This window comes from Thalassovita aquimarina (assembly GCF_018219815.1).
GTDB classification, from domain to species: Bacteria; Pseudomonadota; Alphaproteobacteria; order Rhodobacterales; family Rhodobacteraceae; genus Thalassobius; species Thalassobius aquimarinus.
In genome coordinates this window covers 29,912-47,905 of the sequence record NZ_JADMKU010000019.1, presented here as the reverse complement: position 1 = coordinate 47,905, position 17,994 = coordinate 29,912, and the positions used below count along the sequence as shown (strand labels likewise).

Sequence of the window (17,994 nt, the reverse complement as noted above, 5' to 3'; positions counted from 1 at the left end):
TCTGTCGCGCCGGACCGGCCCGAACGGGCAGGGTCAGAGCGCGCGCCAGCCGATATCGCGGCGGCAGAAGCCTTCGGGCCAGTCGATCTTGTCGACCATCGCGTAGGCGCGGTCGGCCGCTTCCTGCAGCGTCGCGCCGCGCGCGGTGACGTTCAGCACCCGGCCGCCGGTGGCCACGATCTGGCCGTCCTTTTCGCCGGTACCGGCGTGGAAGCACATTTCCGAACTGGTTTCCGGCAGGGCATCCAGCCCCTTGATCACGCTGCCCTTCTCATAGGCGCCGGGATACCCCTTGGCGGCCATCACGACGGTCATCGCGTGATCGTCGGCCCAGTTGACCTGTGCCTCGTCCAGACGGCCCTCGGCGCAGGCCTGCATCAGGTCGAGCGCCTGCGCGCCCAGCCGCAGCATCAGTACCTGGCATTCGGGATCGCCGAAACGCACGTTGTATTCCACCAGCCGCGGCTGGCCGTCCTTGATCATCAGCCCGGCGTAAAGAACGCCCTGATACGGCGTGCCGCGATCGGCCATCGCCTTCATCGTGGGCTTGATGATTTCCTCCATCGCCTTCTCGGCGATCTCGTCGGACAGGACGGGGGCCGGGGAATAGGCGCCCATGCCGCCGGTGTTCAGCCCGGTATCGCCTTCGCCGACGCGCTTGTGATCCTGCGCGGTGCCGATGGGCAGGCAAGTTTCGCCATCCACGAGGACGAAATAGGAGGCCTCTTCGCCGTCCATGAATTCCTCGATCACCACCTCGGCGCCGGCCGATCCGAATTCACCGCCGAACATGTCGTCGATGGCGGCCAGCGCGGTGTCTTCGTCCATTGCCACGATCACGCCCTTGCCGGCGGCCAGACCGTCGGCCTTGACCACGATCGGCGCGCCCTGTTCACGGATATAGGCCTTGGCGGCCTGCGGATCGGTGAAATGGCCGTAGCCTGCGGTCGGTGCCTTGGCGGCGTCGCAAATCTCCTTGGTGAAGCTTTTCGAGGCTTCCAGCCGGGCCGCTTCCTCGGACGGGCCGAAAACCAGGAAACCGGCATCGCGCAGCCGGTCGGCGACGCCCTCGGCCAGCGGTGCCTCGGGGCCGACGATGACGAAATCGATGGCGTTTTCTTCGCAGAAATTCACCACCGCCGCGCCGTTCAGGATGTCGAGGCTGGCGCAATCGGCGATCGCGGCGATGCCGGCATTGCCCGGCGCAACGATCAGCTTGTCGCATTTGGGGTTCTGCAGAACCGCCCAGGCCAACGCATGTTCGCGCCCGCCGCCGCCGAGGATGAGAATGTTCATGAGCCTGACTCCGCTTGGCCTTCCGTTGGCGGCGTTCTAAGGTGCGTTGAGGCAGGAAACAAGTGAAGCAGGCCGATCCATCATGTCCGATCTGATCGACGAACCCCGCGAAGGCGAAAACGCGCCCGAATTCAGCGTCACCGAACTCTCCGGCGCGGTGAAGCGCCTGATCGAGGGGGAATTCGCCCATGTCCGGGTGCGCGGCGAAGTCGGCCGGGTGTCGCGGCCGCGCTCGGGGCATGTCTATCTCGACCTGAAAGACGATCGCGCGGTGATCGCCGGGGTGATCTGGAAAGGGGTTGCGTCACGGCTCGCCACGGCGCCGGAAGAAGGCATGGAGGTCATCGCGACCGGCCGCCTGACCACCTTCCCGGGACAGTCCAAGTACCAGATCGTGATCGAGGATATCAAACCGGCGGGCATGGGCGCGCTGATGGCGATGCTGGAAAAGCGCAAGCAGATGTTCGCCGCCGAAGGCCTGTTCGCGCCAGAACGCAAAAAGGAACTGCCTTACCTGCCGGAAGTGATCGGCGTCGTGACCTCGCCCTCGGGCGCGGTGATCCGCGATATCCTGCACCGGCTGCGCGACCGGTTCCCGCGCAAGGTGCTGATCTGGCCGGTGGCGGTGCAGGGCGAAAGATGCGCCCCCGAAGTGGCCCGCGCCATCGCTGGGTTCAACGCGCTCAGCCCGGGTGGCGCGATGCCCCGGCCCGACCTTCTGATCGTGGCGCGCGGCGGCGGCTCGATCGAGGACCTCTGGGGCTTCAACGAGGAAATCGTCGCCCGCGCCGCGGCTGCGTCGGAGATTCCGCTGATTTCCGCGGTGGGGCATGAAACCGACACCACGCTGATCGATTTCGTGTCCGACATGCGCGCGCCCACCCCCACGGCGGCGGCCGAACTGGCGGTGCCGGTGCGGCTGGAACTCATGGGCTGGCTCGATCAGCAGGGATCGCGGCTGACCCGGGCGCTGACCCAGGGCGTCGGCCAGCGCGGCCAGCGGCTGCGCGATCTATCACGTGCCCTGCCGCGCGCCGACACGCTGCTGGAAAGCCCGCGCCAGCGGCTCGACAGTTGGGGCGAACGGCTGCCGCAGGCGCTGATCCGCTCGGTGCAGCTGCGCCAGGTGAAACTGTCCGACATTCGCGGCGGCCTGCGCCCGTCCAGCCTCTCCCGCCGGATCGAGGCCGAAAAGCGCACCCTGGGCGGGCTCTCGCCCCGCCTTCCGGCGGGGCTTCACCGCGTCATCGATACCAAGCGCGAAGCGCTCGGGCGCCGCGCCGACCGGCTCAAGATCCAGCCGCTGGAACAAGACATCAGGCGCAAGCGCAACGATTTCGATCGCCTGTCAAAGCGCCTGTCCGATGCAGGCCAGCGGCAGGTCACCGATTGGCAAGGACAGGTCGAGGCGCTCGACCGGCTGCGCGAAACGCTGGGTTACAAGGCGACTCTGAAACGCGGCTACGCCGTGGTGCGTGGCGATGGCGATGTGGTGACCAGCAAGAAAGCGGCCGCCAAGGCCGAAATGCTGGAAATCGAATTCGCCGACGGTCGCCTCACACTCGGCGCCAAGCCCTCGAAACCGCAGCCCAAATCCAAGCCGAAGCCCCCCGAACAGGGCAGCCTGTTCTGAGCTTCTTCTTTTTCAAAATATCCTCGGGGGTGAATGCGCCGAAGGCGCAGAGGGGGCAGACAGCCTCCTATAATCCCAACGCCGCCAAGCGCGGGTCCATCACCCGCTGCCACAGCCCCGGCCACAATGCGATAACCGCCATCACTGGCAGCGAATGCGGCAGTACTGGCATCTCCGGGGAAAGCCGCAGCGCCGGGTAATGCCGGGACGGGTGCATGTGGTGATCGGAATGGCGCGGCGCGTTCAGCATCATCGCGCTGGAATACCGATGCGGGGTGTTCCAGCTGTGCTCGGGGCCGACCGGCACCGGCTTTCCGTCCGGGCGCAAGACACGCCGCAACCCGTAATGCTGCACGTAGTCGGATAGAAGCATCTGGATCTGGGCATAGCCCGCCACCCCGATCAGCGCGGCGAGGCCCCCCGGCCCCAGGGCGAGGCCCGCCAGCGCCATCGCCACCAGCGCCCCGCCGGCATAGTGCAGGTAGGGATGCGACAGCGGGGACATGTGCCCGGCGCGCGCGCGCCGTTCGTTTTCCGCCCGCAGTCCGGCGCGGAAGGCACCGGTCCAGCCACGTTTCGCAAAGCGCCAGAACCCTTCGCCCCTGCGCGCGGAACTGGGATCGGCATCGGTTCCGACATGGACATGATGCACCAGCCGGTGGGCCGACACGTGATGGCCGATCAGCAAGCTGACATAGACCATCTTGCCCAGCTCGCCGAGCCAGCGGTTGCCGCGATGGATCAGTTCATGCGCGTTGGGATGCGCGATCTGGCCGAAAAACAGCCCGAAGCCGACCAGCAGCCCGGCACGTTCCCAGCCGGTCATGCCGCTGCCGCCGCCCACGGCCCAGACCGCCAGCGCCAGCATCGGCAGGTGCACCTGCGCCAGGAAAGCGGACAACCCGTCGCCGGCGGGAAACTCGGCATCTGGACGGGGTTCGGCGGCCGCGCGGCATAGGCGGTCCATCAGGAAGGTGAAGAGCGTGATGAAACACACAGCGATCAGCACCCAGATGCCGCCCAGAAACGCCGACAGGATCAGCAGCAGGGCCGGCGTCAGCGTTGCAATGGTGAACAGGAACATCTTGCGATCCGGGTGGGGGGTGTTGCGCGCCCAGCCTATCGCCGCGACCGGGGGGCGGCAATCATCATGACCATGCCCGGTCAGACCCCGGTCTTGGGGCCGAGGCACAGCATCGGTTCGTCGGATTTGTTCACCTCGTACAAAACCGTCTGGCCCGGATCGCCCTCGAACCGCGCCACCAGCCCGTCCGGGCTTTGAAAGAAGCTCCAGCAATGCGGTTCGGGACTGTCGTCATAGACAAAGCAGATCAGCGCGCCGTCCTGATGCCAGCGGCCCTCCTTGCAATCGCCGTCTAGGAACGACCAGCGCACCCGCTGATCGTCGAGGTGTTCCTCGCCGCCGTAAGGCGCGCCGTTTTCGGCGTAATAAAAGGTCTTACCACGCGTATAGGCGTCGAATTCCGGACCTGACATCGCGGTATCGGCCTGTGCCGCCGTGGCGCAAAAAAGCAGTGGAACAATCCATTTCATGCCGCCATCCTGCGGAACAAATACCCGCAGGCCAAGTCACAATTCCGCAACACGGCGATTTGGTATTTCGTCGCCACCGGGCGGCGCCGGTGCGGGCGAACCAACGGGGGAAGAATGATCTACGGTATCGGACCAGCCTTTTTGCTGATCGGCGCGGCGCTTTCCGCCGCTTACCTGTCGTGGTTTTGCCAGCGGGGGCCAAGCGTTGCGAAAACGCTGGTCAAGACCGGCGCGGTGGCGGTGCCAGCGGTGGGAATCAGCCTGGCGGGGGCGCCGGGATGGGCGTTGGCGGGGCTCTGGGCCTGTGCGGCGGGCGATTTCCTGTTGTCGCGGCCGGGGGAAAGCTGGCTCAAGGCCGGAATCGGCGCCTTCGCCATCGGTCACATCCTCTATGTCATCGCCTTCTGGGTGCAGTTTGCCCCGCAGTTCGGTGGCGATGCGCTGGCCTGGGCGGTGCCGGTGGCGCTGATCGGGCTGGGCCTGTCGACGGAGTTCTGGCTTGCGCCACGGACCGGCGGGCTGAAGATTCCGGTGCGATTCTACGTGTTGCTGATCATGGCGATGGGGGCCACGGCGGCGCAGTTGCCGATTCCCCGCGCCACCATCCTGGCCGGCGCATTGAGCTTCATCCTGTCCGATTTGATCCTTTCGGTGGAACTTTTCGTGGTTTCGGGCGGCATCTTCGGCCGAATTGCGCCGTTCCTGATCTGGTTCTTTTACTACGCCGCGCAAGCCCTTTTATTCATGGGATTCCTTGGCTGAAAATACATGCCCTCCCACAGGGTTTTCCACAGCCCCATCCCCAAGGAAATAAGGGGTAGGGCTTCCAATGGCGTGGCAGAGTGGCTAGGTCATTCGAAAGACTTACGGAATCCCCTTCATGTCCTTCTTTGGAAAACTCAAACAGCGGCTGATGAAATCCTCGTCCCGGATCGAGGAGGGGCTGGATTCCATCATCGAGGAGGGTGGCGAGGTCGAAGAGGCGCTCGCGGAACCCGAAGAGGTCACCGCGCCCGAGCCTGCCGCGCCGGAACCGGCACCCGAGCCTGGGGCTGAGCCGGAGCTTGTCCCCGAGGCGGAAGCCGAGCCGGAACCGGAAGCGGCCCCCGCCGCGCCTGAGCCGGTGGAGCCTGAACCCACACCCGAACCCACCAAGCCCGAACCGGTCGCGGAAAAACCGCAACCGGCGGCCAAGCCCGGCCTGCTGGGCCGGATCATGGGGCGGAAAGAGGCCAAGCCGGTCGTCCGCCGGGTGCTCGACGACGACATGCTGGAGAGCCTCGAAGAGTTGCTCATCGCCTCGGACATGGGGGTCGACACCGCACTGCGCGTCACCGCCAATATCGCCGAAGGCCGTTTCGGCCGCAAATTGTCGGTCGAGGAAATCAAGCGGCTGCTGTCGGACGAAATCGCCCGTATCATGGACCCGGTGGCGAAACCGCTGCCGCTGTTCCCCAAGAAGCCGCAGGTGGTTCTGGTCGTCGGCGTGAACGGGTCGGGCAAGACCACGACCATCGGCAAGCTGGCCAGCCAGTTCAAGGCGGCGGGTAAGTCGGTGGTGATCGCCGCCGGTGACACCTTCCGCGCCGCCGCTGTCGAGCAATTGCAGGTCTGGGGCGACCGCGCCGGGGTTCCGGTGCTGACCGCGCCGGAAGGATCGGATCCGGCCAGCCTCGCCTTCGACGCGATGACCAAGGCCGAGGCCGAGGGCGCCGACCTGCTTCTGATCGACACCGCCGGGCGGCTGCAGAACCGCGCCGACCTGATGGAGGAACTCGCCAAGATCGTGCGGGTGATCCGCAAGAAGGACGAAACCGCGCCGCACAACACGCTGCTGGTCCTGGACGCGACCACCGGGCAGAACGCGCTGAGCCAGGTCGAGACGTTCCAGAAACTGGCCGACGTGTCGGGACTTGTGATGACCAAGCTCGACGGAACCGCCAAGGGCGGCGTGCTGGTGGCGCTGGCCGACAAGTTCGGCCTGCCGATCCATGCGATCGGCGTGGGCGAGCAGATCGACGATCTGCAAGCCTTTGACCCCGAAGAATTTGCAAAGGCGCTGACTGGTCTTGATGCTTGAGATTCACGATACACTGAGAAACGAATACGGTTGGGATATCGTAGCGATCCACACCGCTGTCGACGAGGTGATGGAAACCTCGCGGCTGAGCTATCCCTACCTGGGCGATGACAAATGGGATGATGGCCGTATCCTGTATTCGGAATGCATCGTCACCGACGGCGACGAAGTGGTCGGCGCCGGGCGGCTGATTTGGGACGCGGAGCGCGAAAACGCCCTGCCGCGAATTCAGGATTTCTGCCTGCTGCGCGCCTATCGCAGCCCCTTCGTGATCAATTCGATGATTTCGGTCCTGATCGACGGCTATGCCGAGGACGCTTCGGGCGGGACCACCGTCCTGGCCCATGACGGCAGCGAAATCGACATTTCCGAGCGGGTTGAAAGGTTGCGCGACATCGCCATGGGTCAGTTCGAACCCCGCGTTATATGAGCGCTTGGCTGACCGGGCTGGAAGGCACCGAGGCCGGGCATCAACTGGCCTTGATCCTCGCCCTGTCGGCGGCGTTGCTGCATGCGGTGTTCGGGGCGCTGCAGAAGGGGCGTCATGATCCCTGGCTGTCGCGCGGCGCGATCGATTTCAGTTACGGGGTGATGGCGGCGCCCTTCGCGCTGTTCATGGTGCCGTTTCCCGAACCGCACATGTGGCCGATCTTCGCCACCGCCTTCGTCATCCACACCGCGTACAAGTTCCTGCAGGCCTTCGCCTATAGCAAGGGCGCCTACACGGTCGTCTACCCGGTGGTGCGCGGGACGGGGCCGCTTTTCGCCGTGATCGGCGCCTATATGTTGTTCGGGGAAACCTTCACGGGCGTGCAATGGCTGGGCGTGGCGGTGCTGTTGGCCGGGATTTTCGGGCTGGCGGTCTACAACCTGATCTTTCTGCAGCTGAACCGCGACACGCTGGGCATCGCGCTGATGCTGGCGGTGGCGACGGGGCTGTTCGTGGCCTGTTACACCACCTATGACGCCTATGGCATCCGCGCCACCGCCGATCCGTTCACCTTCCTGGCCTGGTTCTTCTTGTTCGACGGGCTGGTGATGCCGCCGATCGCCGTGCTGCGCTGGCGCGGCATGATCAGCCGGCCGACACTGGCTCCCCTGATGGCGCGCGGGGTCGTGGGGGCGGTGGTGGCCTTTCTCAGCTTCGGGTCTATCATGTTGGCGACGCGGCTTGACAAGGTGGGCGAGGCTGCTGTTCTGAGAGAAACCTCAACCGTCTTTGCGGCGCTGATCGGCTGGCTGGTGCTGAAGGAAACCGTGGGCCCGCGCCGGATTGCGCTCATGAGCTTGATTGCGGCGGGCGCGGTCATAGTTGAGATAGGAGGCTGACAGGAGGCACCATGGCTGAAAAGACGATCAATCCGCTGCTGAAATCGGGGTTGGAATACGGCCCCATCGTGGCGTTCTTCGCGGCCTACCTGCTGCTGAAGGACCGGGTGTTCACCTTTGGCGGCGCCGAATACGAGGGCTTCATCGCGGTGACCGCCGGGTTCGTCCCGCTACTGGTGCTCAGCACGCTAGCGCTGTGGCGGCTGACCGGGCACCTGTCGAAGATGCAGGTGGTGACGCTGGTGCTGGTGGTGGTATTCGGCGGCTTGTCGGTCTGGCTGAACGACGACCGGTTCTTCAAGATGAAGCCGACGCTGATTTACCTGCTGTTCGGCGGGGCCTTGGGGATCGGGCTCTTGCGCGGCCAGAGCTACCTTGAACCGCTGATGGAGGCGCATCTGCCGTTGAACAAGCAAGGCTGGATGGTGCTGACCAAGCGGCTGACCGCGTTCTTCTTCGGGCTGGCGGCGCTGAACGAGCTGATCTGGCGCACCCAGAGCACCGAGGCCTGGGTCTACTTCAAGACCTTCGGGCTGACCGCCGCGGTGTTCCTGTTCTTCATGAGCCAAGGCGCGGTGTTCCGCAAATACGGGATCACGAAAGAGGGCGACCAAGGCTAGAGGGCGAAGTCCGCGGTGGACTTCGCGGCGCTGAGCCTGTCGCTCCCCGTCCTTTTGCCTTAGCCCTTCTGTCCGAACAGAACCTTCTGCGCGTCCTTGTTGTCCTGCAGCCTTGCGCGTTTGTCGGCGGCCACGGCGCGGCCCTTCTGAACGCCGGTGCGGTTGCCCAGCTGGTCGAGCCAGCGTTTCATGTTGGGCTTGTCGTCCAGCGTTTGTTCCTGTCCTTCCCACAGCGAGGCCCAGGGCCAGATCGCCATGTCGGCGATGGAATAGAAATCGCCCGCCACGTATTCATGCCGGCCCAGCTGGGTGTCCAGTACCCGGTAGAGCCGGCCGACCTCGTTGCGGTAGCGGTCCTTGGCATAGGGCAGGTCGTTGGGCGGATCCATCGCGGGGGCGTATTTCAGGAAGTGATGCGCCTGTCCGGCCATCGGGCCGACCCCGCCCATCTGCCACATCAGCCATTGCTCGATTGCGATCCTTTCGCGTTCGGTTTCGCCGTAGAATTTGCCGGTCTTGCGCGCAAGGTATTGCAGGATCGCGCCGGATTCGAAGATCGATATCGGATCGCCGTCAGGACCTTCGGGATCGATGATCGCGGGCATCCGGTTGTTCGGGGCGATCTTGAGGAAATCGGGGTCGAACTGTTCGCCCGCGCCGATATTCACCAGATTCAGGTTGTAGGGCAGTCCCATCTCTTCCAGGGCGATGGTGATTTTCCAGCCGTTCGGCGTTGGCCAGTAATAAAGCTCGATCGGTTTGGTCATGTCGCGCGTTCCTCTCACATTGGCCTCATGATGAGACTTTTGCCGCCGGGGACAAGGGCAGGCCGGCCCAGATCGGGACAAACAAGCGTGAACAGCGCGATCGGCGGGGATGGCGCCGGTTCGGCGGCCGGGCTGGTCTTGGCGACGCCGAGAGGCAGTTGACGGATAGCGCACAGCGGCGTATCAGCGCAGCACGTGGCGATTTGTTACCGGATTGCGGGCCACGCTAAACATTCCGCTAAAAGGTCAGGATGAAAGAATCCCTTTCGCTTGACCGCGTCGGGGTTTTTTTATTTGGCGCGACAGGCGCCGGAGGATGAAAGATGAGCGAGAACTGGAAAAACCGCACCAAGCTGGTTCATGGCGGTACGCGCCGCAGCCAATACAACGAGGTGAGCGAGGCGATCTTCCTGACGCAGGGTTTCGTCTACGACACGGCGGAACAGGCCGAGGCGCGGTTCCAGAAGGCGGGCGAGGATGAATTCATCTATGCCCGCTACGGCAACCCGACCATGGCGATGTTCGAGGATCGGATTTCCGGTTATCTCGGCTATGAAGACGCCTTCGCCTGCGCTTCTGGCATGGCGGCGGTGAACGCGGCGCTGACGGCTCTCTTGAAGGCGGGCGATCACGTGGTGGCCTCGCGCGCCTTGTTCGGTTCCTGTCTGTATGTGCTGCAGGATATCCTTGGCCGGTTCGGGGTCGAGGTGACGCTGGTTGACGGTACCGATAACGAGGCCTGGGCGGCAGCGATCCGGCCCGACACGACGCTGGTGTTCCTGGAATCGATTTCCAACCCGACGCTGGAAGTGATCGACCTGAAACATGTCTGCGACCTGGCCCATGCGGTGGATGCGCTGGTGCTGGTCGATGACGCGATGGCGACGCCGGTCTTTTCCTATGCCAAGGCCTGCGGCGCCGATATTTCCATCGTGTCGACCACCAAGCACGTGGACGGGCAGGGGCGGATGCTGGGCGGCGTGATCTGCGGCCCCAAGGACCTGATCCGCGGCCCGATTGAAACCTACGTCAAGCACACCGGTGGGGCGATGAACCCGTTTACCGCCTGGACCCATCTGAAATCGCTGGAAACGATGGAACTCAGGGTGCGGGCGCAGGCCGCGACGGCGGAACGGATCGCCGAGGCGCTGTCGGGCCATTCCAAGCTCAGCGCGGTGCGCTATCCGACCCATGCGGACCATCCGCAGCACGACTTGGCGCGCAGTCAGGCGCCGGCGGGCGGTACCGTTCTGGCTTTCGAGGTCAAGGGCGGCAAGGAAGCCTGTTTCCGGTTCCTCAACGCGCTGAAACTCGTCACGATTTCGAACAACTTCGCCGACGCCAAGTCGATCGCCACCCACCCTGCCACCACGACGCATCAGCGTCTGCCGCAGGATCAGAAGGATATCTTGGGTATTTCCGACGGATTGGTGCGGTTCTCGGCCGGGCTGGAAGATCCCGAGGATCTGATCGCCGATCTGGAACAGGCGCTGGACAAGTCGTAAGCACTGCAATTCGCGCGCCGGGGCACCGCGCCCCCGGGCGCGTTTTTGTGGAAAAAAGCGGCGGGATTTGGAAATCACCGGTTTCGGTCCTAAGTTATCATAGCGACCAGACTGCGCAGGAGCGGCAACATGAACGTCCACACCGCTGAAATCGATGCCCTGACCCGCCGGAAAGAGGCCGAAGAGGCCTTGGCCCGGCTGCGCGACTGGGCTGCCGGGGCCACGCCCGAGGAAATCGCCGATCTCGATCCGGCGGTGGCGCGGCTGCTGCCCGATACGGCATTGGCCAATTACCCGGCGCTGCGGCGTGAATACCCCGAGGAATTCGAGGTCGACGGCGATTACAAGGACAGCCTGCCCGACCTGCAGAATGGCCCGGCCAGCCTGATCCGCGGCGTCAAGCGGGTCATCCAGCATGTCGGCATTTCCAATTTCCGCCTGCCGATCAGCTTTCATACCCGTGATGATGGCGACCTGACATTGGAAACCAGCGTTACCGGCACTGTCAGCCTCGAGGCGGAAAAGAAGGGCATCAACATGTCCCGCATCATGCGGTCCTTCTACAGGCACGCCGAAAAGACCTTCAGCTTCGAGGTGATCGAAGCGGCGCTGGAAGATTACAAATCCGATCTGGAAAGCTTCGACGCGCGTATTCAGATGCGCTTTTCCTACCCGATGAAGCTGGCATCATTGCGCTCGGGGCTGGAAGGGTTCCAGTATTACGATATCGCGCTGGAACTGATCGAAACGGCCGGGACGCGGAAAAAGATCATCCATCTCGATTACGTCTATTCCTCGACCTGCCCCTGTTCGCTGGAACTCAGCGAACATGCGCGGCAATTTCGCGGCCAGCTGGCGACGCCGCATTCGCAGCGCTCGGTTGCGCGGATATCGGTGGTCGCGCGCGAAGGCGATTGCCTGTGGTTCGAGGATCTGATCGACATGGCGCGCAAGGCGATACCGACCGAAACCCAGGTGATGGTCAAGCGCGAGGACGAACAGGCCTTTGCCGAACTGAACGCGGCCAATCCGATTTTCGTCGAAGACGCCACCCGGCTGTTCGCGCAAGCGCTGGAAGACGATCCGCGCGTCGGCGATTTCCGCATCGTGGCGAGCCATCAGGAAAGCCTGCACAGTCATGACGCGGTCAGCATCCTGACCGAGGGCGGCACGTTTGCCTGCGAAAGCATCGATCCCAAGCTGTTCAATACGCTTTACCACGTCGGCTGACCCCGCCGCCGCGTTGCCCGGATTTTGTGCAGAAAATTGCCGAAACCGACGTTCGGTGCGCTGGGGCGGCGGAAATGTTTGGTCGGGATGCATTTCCTCCCCAGACTGACGGGTAGGACGGCCTTCATCTTGTCGTTGCGTAGGCCTGTTAGGCAATGACCCGTTCACAGGGATGTTTCCCGGAAAGGATAGACGATGATCCATGTCATGAATCCATATCAAATGACGCTGGCGATGCTGCGCCTGACGTCGTTCGGTTTCGAATACCAGTCGCAGATGATGCAGGCATTGACCAAGATGGCGATGGGACCACTGGCCGGTGTGACGCAGGACGAGGAAGAGGCCGGCGCCGAGCCGGAGAAGAGGCCGGTCAGGCGCAGATCGGCCACCGCAAGGCAGCCCGTGAAATCCGCCGCCCCGTCGCGCGGGGCGCGGAAAGCGGCAACGGCAGCGACGCGCAAGACGCGTAAACCCTCGGCGCCGCCGGCTATGCCGGAACCTGCCGGCAGCTTGGTTTCGGCCGACGATGACGATGCGGCGGAAAACATGCCGGTCTGAACCGATTTTCTTCGTTGCGTGCCTGCGTCCGCGAATTTTTCTGCGTTGCAGCGGACGCAGGGCCGATATTCTGAAACGGAATTAGTAAAGTCAGTCACACTTACCTATGTTGATTGCCAAGGGGGGAACCAAAGAAGCAACCGAGGGTTCCGAAATGGCAACGCAAGCAGTTAACGTATCGATCGCGAAAAATGGTCTTCGCGACCGCGTCGGCAGCATCCTGGCAGGCCTCAGCGCCGGCCTGAACGATTACATGACGCGCCGGTCGCGCATCGACCAGGTTCAGAAACTGGACGCAAAGTCCGACGCAGAACTGGCCGCACTGGGCCTGAAGCGCGAAGAAATTCCGCGTTACGTGTTCCGCGACATGTTCTATCTCTGATCTCGCTGCAGACCAGAAATCCAAGTTTTAAGGCCCCACGCTGGATCATCCGGCGCGGGGCTTTCTTTTTGTTCTCGGTCAAGGTGCTTGACACATCGGGCCGGTCGCGCCATCGCTGCGGTTATGTTTGATCTGAGACCCGTCGGATACGTGATTGGCCTTCTGGTGGCGGCGCTTGGGCTGACCATGCTGCCGCCGATGCTGGTCGACATCGCCGAAGGCCGCGATCACTGGCGCAGCTTCGCCGAAAGCGCATTGCTGACGGTGCTGACCGGTGGCCTGATCGCGCTGGCCTGCCAGAACGGTACCCGCGAAGGCCTGTCGATCCAGCAAACCTTCCTGCTGACCACCGGCGTCTGGCTGGCGCTGCCGATGTTCGGCGCGCTGCCTTTCATGCTGGGCGAAACGGATGCGCGCCCGGTGGATGCGTTTTTCGAGGCGATGTCGGGGCTGACCACGACCGGGGCCACCGTTTTCACCGGGCTCGATACCCTGCCCAAGGGGTTGCTGCTCTGGCGCGGCATCCTGCAATGGCTGGGCGGGATCGGCATCATCGTGGTGGCGATGGTCTTCCTGCCGGAGCTGCGGGTGGGGGGGATGCAGATTTTCCGCTCCGAAAGCTTCGACACGATGGGCAAGATCCTGCCCCGCGCCACCGAGATCGCATCGCAGATCTCGGTGATCTACGTGGCGCTGACGATGGTGTGCCTGTTCACCTACATGGTGCTGGGGATGGAGGCGTTCGACGCCACGGTGCACGCGCTGACCACGATTTCGACGGGGGGCTTTTCGACGCGTGACGCGTCTTTTGCAGCGTTTTCGGGGCCGTTGGAATATGTCGCCGCCGTGTTCATGGTGCTGGCCGCGCTGCCTTTCGTGCGCTACGTGCAGATGGTCAACGGCCACCGCACTGCGCTTTTGAAGGACCGGCAGGTCTATGGCTTCGTGCTGACGATGGCGGTGCTGATCGCCTTCACCACCTTTGTGCTGCTGGCGGTTTTCCCGCATCACTGGGAAAAATCCTTCCGCGAGGCCGTGTTCAACATCACGTCGATCATCACCGGCACCGGTTATGCCAGCGCCGATTACATGGGCTGGGGAAACCTTCTGATCACGCTGTTCTTCTTCACCGGGCTGATCGGGGGCTGCGCCGGATCGACCGCCTGTTCGGTGAAGATTTTCCGCTACCAGATCCTGCTCGCCTCGATCAAGGCGCAGCTGCGCAAGACCCGCTCGCCCAGCGGGCTGTTCGTGCCGCGCTATGCGGGGCGCAAGATCGACGACGACGTGCTGAACTCTGTGATGTCGTTCTTCGTGTTTTTCGTGGTCACCCTGGGGCTGATGTCGGTGGCTCTGGCGATGACGGGGCTGGATTTCATCACCTCGGTGTCCGGCGCGGCCTCGGCGCTGGCGAATATCGGGCCGGGACTGGGCGACATGATCGGGCCGGCGGGTAACTTTTCCGGCCTGAACGATACCGCGAAATGGCTGCTGTCGGGGGCGATGCTGATCGGCCGGCTGGAACTGCTGGCGGTCTATGCAATGCTGACCGTGGCCTTCTGGCGGGCGTGATCGGGGCAGGAATTCAGGCTGTGCCGCAAACAAAAACCGGCGCCGAAGCGCCGGTTCCATCTGTTAGGTTCCGCGTGCCGGTCATTCCCAGCAATTGACCAGAACGGTCATGCCGTTGGCCTTGTCGGTCAGATCCTCGGGCGCCATCTGGTTCAGGCTGTCGGTAGCGGTGGGGGTCAGACCCAGATCGGACAGCAACCTTCCGATCCTGTCCGCGTCCAGCGCGAAGCTGACATCGCCGGGCAACTGCTTGCCGTCCGTCGCCTTGGGCAGCAGCATCCCCATCACCGCGCCGCCGGCGTCGAAGACCGGGCCGCCGACATCACCGGGCAGGGTGCTCAGCGTCAACCGCGCCAGTTCCTCTTCGCCCGACAGTCCGCGCAGATCGGCCAGCGTGCCGTAGGTCAGCGTCGGCGCGCCGAGGATGCCGCCATAGGAATAGCCGGACACGGCCACGTCCGATTGCAGCCGCGGCGCAGCCAGTTGCAGTTCGGCCACCTGTACCGGCGCCAGCGCCGTCACGGGTTTCAGAACCGCGATGCCAAGCGCGTCGTTCTGGCCAATGACTTCGGCCTCGATGCCATCTTCCAGCGTGATCCGGGCGCATTGTTGCACCGCCTCGACGGTGGTCACCACGGTACCGCGGCTGTCGACGAAGAAGCCTGAGCGCGACACCCGCGGCTTGCGGATCTCCAGGCCCGACAAGAGGTCGATGCTTTGCTCGGCGTCGCCGCCCGCGGCGGGGCTCATGACGCCTTCGGTGCGGGCAAAGCTTTCCTGCATCAGGCCCAGGATGCGCTTGCGGCGTTCTTCATCGCCGGCGGGCCACATAAGGGTGAACCCCTTGATCTGGCCATCTTTCAGGCTGGCCTGGGTGTGCGATACCGTGCTGGCGCTTTCGCCGATCAACACGAAGCTGTCCTTCTTGCGCTGGCGCGGGCCGTCCAGCGGCACGATTTCCAGCGTCTGCATGATGTCATACAGCCCGAACAGGGTCTTCTGGTCGCCCGCCTGGCTGATCAGCACCACCTTGGCGGGGATGTCGCCGGTGGCGTCGTAATGGGCGAACGGGGCTTCGTAGCGGTTGAACGCCACCACGCCGAGCGGCAGTTGCATTTCGATGCCCGCTTCCGCGTCATGCACCAGTTGCAGGTCCATGCCCTCCAGCACAGCGTTGTATTCGCGGGCCAGTTCGGCGCGCTGGCGGGTGGTCAGGACGCCGGTGGCTTCATAGCCGCGGGTTTCCTGCCAGGCAGACATGGACCGGCGGGTGCCGCGGCCGAAAGCGCCGTCGATGGCCGAATCGTAAAATCCGGCCCATTTCAGCATCACCTGCAGTTCCATGCGTTCGTCCTTGGACAGCGCGGCTTCGCTGCGCCGTGCCTCGGCCGGGGATTCATCGGGCAGCAGGACCTGTGTCGGCTGGGTTTCGGCCGCGCTGCCTGCGCCGGTCTGCGGCTGGGGCGGGGTGGCCGCGTCGTCGCGGGCCAGCGTTTCGCTGCCCACCGGCCAGAATTGCCGCTGGTAAGCCGACGAGAACGCGATATAGGCGTCCTGCGGGATCTTGCCCTCGGCGCGCAGCACGTCGAGAACCTGTTCGGCATCGGCGCGCCCGTAGGGCCCAAGCGAAATCGCGTACCAGCCGCCGGGCATCGAGAAACCGTTCACGTCCTCCAGGGAGGAGGCGTAATCGCGGATCCGGTCCTGTGCGGCGGTCAAGTTCGGCTGGGCTTCGATCTGGACCCAGACCAGATCCTGCTGGGCGGCGGCCGCCCGGGCCATCATCGTCACTGCCAAAAACAGAGAAACCAATAATTTCATCATAAGCGGTACAATCCTTGCCTGTCGCGGTATCCACATATCATGGCTTCGTTTTATCAAACTCACACGGGCTTGCATCCAAAATATGCGCCCGCGTGCAATTGACCCCGCCGCATGTGGGCCGTAGTTAGGGCCAGCGATTTCTAGCGACACCAAAGCGACACCAAAAGGGCCGGCAGGGCAGCGATCATGGCAGAACAGATCAGCAAACCGCGCAGTTTCCAGGAGATCATCCTGAGGCTTCAGAATTACTGGGCCGGCAAGGGCTGCGCCGTGATGCAGCCCTATGACATGGAAGTCGGCGCGGGCACCTTCCACCCGGCCACGACGCTGCGGTCGCTGGGGACGAAATCGTGGGCCGCGGCCTACGTGCAGCCGTCGCGCCGCCCGACCGACGGGCGCTATGGCGAAAACCCCAACCGGTTGCAGCACTATTACCAGTACCAGGTGCTGATCAAACCCAGCCCGCCGGACCTGCAGGACCTCTATCTGGGGTCGCTGGAAGCGATCGGCATCGACATGGACATGCACGATATCCGCTTCGTCGAGGATGACTGGGAATCCCCGACGCTGGGCGCCTGGGGCCTGGGCTGGGAAGTCTGGTGCGACGGGATGGAAGTCAGCCAGTTCACCTACTTCCAGCAGGTCGGCGGCCATGACTGCCACCCGGTTTCGGGCGAACTGACCTATGGTCTGGAGCGGCTGGCGATGTATGTGCTGGGCATCGATCACGTGATGGACATGCCTTACAATGATCCGCAGACGGAAATTCCTCTGAGCTATGGCGACATCTTCCGCCAGACCGAAGAGGAATACAGCCGCTGGAATTTCGACGTCGCCAATACCGATGTGCTGCTGAAGCATTTCGAAGAGGCCGAGGAAGAATGCGAATCGATCCTCGATCATCCGTACGTCGATCCCAAGACCGGCAAGCGCATCGTGATGGCGCACCCGGCCTATGACCAGTGCATCAAGGCGTCCCACCTGTTCAACCTTCTGGATGCGCGCGGGGTGATTTCGGTCACCGAACGGCAGGCCTATATCGGCCGGGTCAGGGCTCTGGCCAAGAAATGCGCCGATGCCTTCGTGCAGACCGAGGCAGGGGGATATTCGGAGGAATGATCGGCAAACTGCTCGCGGGGTTTATCGTTGTGACGGCATTACTGGCCGGCGTGGCCATGTATTACCTTCAGGTCTACGCCTATTATGACGAGGTCGCGGCCTCGGGAACGAATGACGTGCAGATGACCTCGCTGGTCAGCGGCCTGCCCGAACCGATCCTCTATGACGGTTTCAAGGCGATCGATTCCGACAGTTCGCCCATTCGCTACCGCGCCTGTTTCACCACCCGGATGAGCCAGGCGATGCTGACCGAAACCTATGAACTCTACGACGGGGCCGTCCCTCTTGTCGCGCCCGGTTGGTTCGACTGTTTCGATGCCAAGGCGTTGGGCGCGGAGCTGGAAAACGGAACGGCGCTGGCTTTTGCCGGTCAGCGCAACATTCAATACGGTGTCGACCGCGTGGTCGCCGTGACCGCAGACGGCCGCGGCTATGTCTGGCACCAGATCAACCACTGTGGCGAGGTCGTGTTTGACGGCAAACCCGCCCCCGAAGATTGCCCCACTCCCCCGGAAGGCTACTGAC

Annotated in this window: 18 protein-coding genes and 1 riboswitch; of the genes, 13 read left to right on the top strand and 5 right to left on the bottom strand. The window is 63.6% G+C overall.

Annotated elements, in window-relative coordinates; genetic code table 11:
• Positions 1-33: 33 nt before the first annotated feature.
• Positions 34-1,296, bottom strand: coding sequence for a phosphoribosylamine--glycine ligase (purD, locus tag IT775_RS17190; protein WP_212702468.1), 1,263 nt, complete (start codon positions 1,294-1,296; stop codon positions 34-36).
• A gap of 82 nt (positions 1,297-1,378) precedes the next feature.
• On the opposite strand from purD, the gene xseA reads away from it, so the two are divergent.
• A complete protein-coding gene (gene xseA / locus IT775_RS17185) occupies positions 1,379-2,929 on the top strand; it encodes an exodeoxyribonuclease VII large subunit (RefSeq protein WP_212702467.1) in 1,551 nt (516 codons plus the stop codon).
• A gap of 67 nt (positions 2,930-2,996) precedes the next feature.
• Here the strand turns inward: xseA and IT775_RS17180 are convergent, their stop codons facing one another.
• Together IT775_RS17180 and IT775_RS17175 are read right to left on the bottom strand one after the other, a co-directional pair.
• Complete coding sequence (locus IT775_RS17180) at positions 2,997-4,013, bottom strand: alkane 1-monooxygenase (RefSeq protein ID WP_212702466.1); 1,017 nt, start codon at positions 4,011-4,013, stop codon at positions 2,997-2,999.
• Positions 4,014-4,093: 80 nt separating this feature from the next.
• Positions 4,094-4,483 (bottom strand): hypothetical protein, encoded by a 390-nt coding sequence (locus IT775_RS17175; protein ID WP_212702465.1) that lies wholly within the window; start codon positions 4,481-4,483, stop codon positions 4,094-4,096.
• Between the two features lie 114 nt (positions 4,484-4,597).
• Between IT775_RS17175 and IT775_RS17170 the strand changes: the two genes are divergently transcribed.
• The 5 genes from IT775_RS17170 (at position 4,598) to IT775_RS17150 (ending at position 8,512) form a co-directional block, all read left to right on the top strand.
• A complete protein-coding gene (locus IT775_RS17170) occupies positions 4,598-5,245 on the top strand; it encodes a lysoplasmalogenase family protein (RefSeq protein ID WP_212702464.1) in 648 nt (215 codons plus the stop codon).
• A 118-nt stretch (positions 5,246-5,363) separates the two neighbouring features.
• Positions 5,364-6,563, top strand: a complete 1,200-nt coding sequence (gene ftsY / locus IT775_RS17165) for a signal recognition particle-docking protein FtsY (protein ID WP_212702463.1) — start codon at positions 5,364-5,366, stop codon at positions 6,561-6,563.
• Positions 6,556-6,993: a hypothetical protein gene (locus IT775_RS17160; RefSeq protein ID WP_212702462.1), complete on the top strand. Its 438-nt coding sequence runs from the start codon at positions 6,556-6,558 to the stop codon at positions 6,991-6,993. Before ftsY ends, IT775_RS17160 begins: the two co-directional genes overlap by 8 nt.
• Positions 6,990-7,892 carry an EamA family transporter gene (locus IT775_RS17155; protein WP_212702461.1) on the top strand — a complete coding sequence of 301 codons (903 nt, stop codon included), beginning with the start codon at positions 6,990-6,992 and terminating at the stop codon, positions 7,890-7,892. Before IT775_RS17160 ends, IT775_RS17155 begins: the two co-directional genes overlap by 4 nt.
• 11 nt (positions 7,893-7,903) lie before the next feature.
• On the top strand, positions 7,904-8,512 hold the full coding sequence (locus IT775_RS17150) for an inner membrane-spanning protein YciB (protein WP_212702460.1): 609 nt from the start codon (positions 7,904-7,906) through the stop codon (positions 8,510-8,512).
• Positions 8,513-8,571: 59 nt separating this feature from the next.
• Here the strand turns inward: IT775_RS17150 and IT775_RS17145 are convergent, their stop codons facing one another.
• Positions 8,572-9,279 (bottom strand): glutathione S-transferase N-terminal domain-containing protein, encoded by a 708-nt coding sequence (locus IT775_RS17145; RefSeq protein ID WP_212702459.1) that lies wholly within the window; start codon positions 9,277-9,279, stop codon positions 8,572-8,574.
• Between the two features lie 185 nt (positions 9,280-9,464).
• Positions 9,465-9,541: riboswitch (SAM riboswitch) on the top strand.
• A gap of 61 nt (positions 9,542-9,602) precedes the next feature.
• On the opposite strand from IT775_RS17145, the gene IT775_RS17140 reads away from it, so the two are divergent.
• The 5 genes from IT775_RS17140 to IT775_RS17120 all read left to right on the top strand — a co-directional run bounded on the left by IT775_RS17140 (position 9,603) and on the right by IT775_RS17120 (position 14,526).
• Positions 9,603-10,784 carry an aminotransferase class I/II-fold pyridoxal phosphate-dependent enzyme gene (locus IT775_RS17140; RefSeq protein ID WP_212702458.1) on the top strand — a complete coding sequence of 394 codons (1,182 nt, stop codon included), beginning with the start codon at positions 9,603-9,605 and terminating at the stop codon, positions 10,782-10,784.
• Between the two features lie 129 nt (positions 10,785-10,913).
• Entirely contained in the window at positions 10,914-12,014 is a 1,101-nt protein-coding gene (folE2, locus tag IT775_RS17135) for a GTP cyclohydrolase FolE2 (protein WP_212702457.1), read from the top strand.
• 207 nt (positions 12,015-12,221) lie between these two features.
• Positions 12,222-12,572, top strand: coding sequence for a hypothetical protein (locus IT775_RS17130; RefSeq protein WP_212702456.1), 351 nt, complete (start codon positions 12,222-12,224; stop codon positions 12,570-12,572).
• A gap of 106 nt (positions 12,573-12,678) precedes the next feature.
• Positions 12,679-12,954 (top strand): hypothetical protein, encoded by a 276-nt coding sequence (locus IT775_RS17125; RefSeq protein WP_212702455.1) that lies wholly within the window; start codon positions 12,679-12,681, stop codon positions 12,952-12,954.
• 123 nt (positions 12,955-13,077) lie between these two features.
• Entirely contained in the window at positions 13,078-14,526 is a 1,449-nt protein-coding gene (locus IT775_RS17120; RefSeq protein ID WP_212702454.1) for a TrkH family potassium uptake protein, read from the top strand.
• Positions 14,527-14,607: 81 nt separating this feature from the next.
• Here IT775_RS17120 and IT775_RS17115 read toward each other — a convergent pair whose 3' ends face one another.
• Complete coding sequence (locus IT775_RS17115; RefSeq protein WP_343231158.1) at positions 14,608-16,347, bottom strand: serine protease; 1,740 nt, start codon at positions 16,345-16,347, stop codon at positions 14,608-14,610.
• 189 nt (positions 16,348-16,536) lie between these two features.
• Between IT775_RS17115 and IT775_RS17110 the strand changes: the two genes are divergently transcribed.
• Positions 16,537-17,469: a glycine--tRNA ligase subunit alpha gene (locus IT775_RS17110; protein WP_212702452.1), complete on the top strand. Its 933-nt coding sequence runs from the start codon at positions 16,537-16,539 to the stop codon at positions 17,467-17,469.
• Complete coding sequence (locus tag IT775_RS17105; RefSeq protein WP_212702451.1) at positions 17,466-17,993, top strand: DUF6446 family protein; 528 nt, start codon at positions 17,466-17,468, stop codon at positions 17,991-17,993. The genes IT775_RS17110 and IT775_RS17105 overlap by 4 nt, the downstream gene beginning before the upstream one ends.
• The last annotated feature ends 1 nt before the right edge of the window (position 17,994 follow it).